Here is a 319-nt window from a genome sequence, read left to right as displayed (position 1 = left end):
GTTCGTGCCGAAGGCGTAACTGCCTTTGAGATAAGCTCACCTTTTCGAGAGCCGCGTGTCCTTGGATGCGCGGCTTTCCTTTCAGAGACGAACGGTCTCGGCGAGAAAGTCGAGAAAGGCGCGCACTCGCGCCGGCAGATGCTTGCCCTGGCCGACATAGACAGCGTGCGTCGGCTCCTCGTCGCCAGGATTGAACGCCTCCAGCAGCGGCACGAGCCGCCCGGCGACGATGTCGGGCTCGACATGCCAGCGCGCCAGTCTTGCGATGCCCGCTCCGGCCAATGTCGTCAGCCGCATCGCCTCGCCGTCGCTCACCGTC

1 protein-coding gene is annotated in these 319 nt (G+C 64.9%); it reads right to left on the bottom strand.

Annotation, left to right across the window (positions count from 1 at the left end; all coding sequences use genetic code 11):
• Positions 1 to 81: 81 nt before the first annotated feature.
• Positions 82 to 319, bottom strand: a 238-nt coding sequence (locus EN851_RS35075; RefSeq protein WP_245520902.1) for a LysR substrate-binding domain-containing protein, incomplete at its 5' end; no start/stop codon positions are given.

The sequence above is a fragment of the Mesorhizobium sp. M8A.F.Ca.ET.208.01.1.1 genome (genome assembly GCF_004791315.1).
GTDB lineage: Bacteria > Pseudomonadota > Alphaproteobacteria > Rhizobiales > Rhizobiaceae > Mesorhizobium.
The sequence above is the reverse complement of the archived record's forward strand: the minus strand, read 5'-3'. Positions and strand labels throughout refer to the sequence as shown.